This window comes from Pseudoalteromonas sp. SR45-5, from assembly GCF_014163565.1.
GTDB lineage: Bacteria > Pseudomonadota > Gammaproteobacteria > Enterobacterales > Alteromonadaceae > Pseudoalteromonas > Pseudoalteromonas distincta.
Genome location: NZ_JACJDN010000723.1, coordinates 1 through 1,834 on the forward strand (window position 1 = coordinate 1; position 1,834 = coordinate 1,834).

Here is a 1,834-nt window from a genome sequence, read left to right on the forward strand (position 1 = left end):
AAAGGATGTAACAAAAATAACTGGGATATCCTGTGTTTCAGTATTATTTTTTAATTTTAAACATGTATCAATACCACTCATTCCACCCATACTAATATCGAGTAGGACTATATCGGGTACATTTACATTACAAATTTCAATTGCTTCTTCACCACTTCCAGCTGTTGTCACATTAAAATGCTCAGATAATATTTTTTTTAATACGATTAAGCTTAATAACTGATCGTCAACTATAAGTACTTTAGAATTCTTTAAACTTAGTTTTAATTGATGGTCAGAGTAATTTATTGGCATAGTAAAAATGTTTTGTTTTTTTAATTAAAAACAGCCTATAGCATCACATTTTGTTATGCAAATGTTAATTAAGAGGGTTTTACTTATTGGTTATTAATAAAAATGCTTTTTAGTAAATCTTTATTGCATAAAAACAAAAAATGAGCCACTTGGGCTCATTTTATAACTTTGAATACTTAATTTAGTTAAGTATTATTCGTCATCATCTAAATCTAATTGCTGACGTTGAGCAGGTCGAGCTAAAATCTCTACATAGAAAGAGGTCAAACCTTGCTTTTCAATTTCGCCAATTTGGTTACTTAATTCAGCAACGTGCACAACTTGCGCATCTTCAGCTGTGTTACCAAACTTACAGTCAAATGCCCAATAGTCAGCATCTTCAGGTAGCGTTTTATTACGCTCTCTTTTCAAATATTTTTTCACTTCGTGCTTTGCAGCATCAACCATACGAGGGTATTTGATTTTCTCGTGATTTAGCGTGAATGTTTTCTTCATTACGTTCCTAATTACCTTGGTTTAATGATAATGGCATTTCATGTCATACCATTTGACGCCATTATAGCAATTGCATTTAATTTTTGGATGCTTTTTTTTCATTAAATCAATTATTAGCAAATATATAAAGCAGACCCGTTGTAAAGCATATATTAACTGATGATTATTACAATCATATATCACACCGCAATAAGCTGAAGTGGTTGACGTATTGCATCATTATTAAGGCTGTCGTAAAAAGCAGCTGCATCTATAGGGGGATTCGCTAGTTGTGTTTGTTCGCTTTTTATTCTTCTTCTGACAGCAAGCTCACAGTTATCTATTATATTAAGTGGAATATGCTTATCATCATTTCTAATCGCAAGTGGTTCAGGCTTTAAGCACTGTCTTAACTTAATACTTGTCATACCGCAGCGCTCTCCTTCTTGAGATATTAATGATGCATTAAACTGTCCAACCAACATATTGTATTCATCAGGGGCTAAAAGTTGCTTTGGACCTGCGCCAAATTGCTTTCTTAATGCCTTTTCTTCTATAACTAAATTATCTATTTCAGTTTTTGGTAAATGAAATTGGCTAAAGTCGAGTGCGTCATGTGACAGCATCGCTAATAATAGAGAAAATTCGCCACGGCGATTTTCATGCACACTATTATTGAGCCTACTGTTTAACTGACTCTCTGTGATTAACAAATCATCTATTTGCATAGTCTTTAGTCGATTGTGGTAACTGATAGATATTTATCGGCTTTATTTCAATTTTCTTTAGCTTTTTTCTTTACTTAAATACGCAATTTGCTATTATCAGCGCCGTTGCATTGGAGGGGTTCCCGAGCGGCCAAAGGGATCAGACTGTAAATCTGACGGCTCAGCCTTCGCTGGTTCGAATCCAGCTCCCTCCACCACTTTTCTTACCGCTAAGTTAAGTGGGGCCAAATGCAATAAAATTAGTGTGGAGGGGTTCCCGAGCGGCCAAAGGGATCAGACTGTAAATCTGACGGCTCAGCCTTCGCTGGTTCGAATCCAGCTCCCTCCACCACTTTTCT

At 35.4% G+C, this 1,834-nt stretch carries 3 protein-coding genes and 2 tRNA genes; 2 read left to right on the top strand and 3 right to left on the bottom strand.

Going from position 1 to position 1,834, the window contains the following annotated elements; translation table 11 throughout:
• From H5072_RS18375 to H5072_RS18385, 3 genes are all read right to left on the bottom strand, one after another.
• Nucleotides 1–294: PleD family two-component system response regulator (locus H5072_RS18375; protein WP_182694380.1), on the bottom strand; the 294-nt coding region annotated here is incomplete at its 3' end.
• Nucleotides 295–486: 192 nt separating this feature from the next.
• On the bottom strand, nt 487–789 hold the full coding sequence (locus H5072_RS18380; protein ID WP_002961433.1) for a DUF6172 family protein: 303 nt from the start codon (nt 787–789) through the stop codon (nt 487–489).
• Between the two features lie 179 nt (nt 790–968).
• Nucleotides 969–1,496 (bottom strand): VC2046/SO_2500 family protein, encoded by a 528-nt coding sequence (locus H5072_RS18385; RefSeq protein ID WP_182694381.1) that lies wholly within the window; start codon nt 1,494–1,496, stop codon nt 969–971.
• 112 nt (nt 1,497–1,608) lie between these two features.
• On the opposite strand from H5072_RS18385, the gene H5072_RS18390 reads away from it, so the two are divergent.
• Together H5072_RS18390 and H5072_RS18395 are read left to right on the top strand one after the other, a co-directional pair.
• Nucleotides 1,609–1,693 (top strand) — tRNA-Tyr (locus tag H5072_RS18390).
• A 49-nt stretch (nt 1,694–1,742) separates the two neighbouring features.
• Nucleotides 1,743–1,827 (top strand) — tRNA-Tyr (locus tag H5072_RS18395).
• The last annotated feature ends 7 nt before the right edge of the window (nt 1,828–1,834 follow it).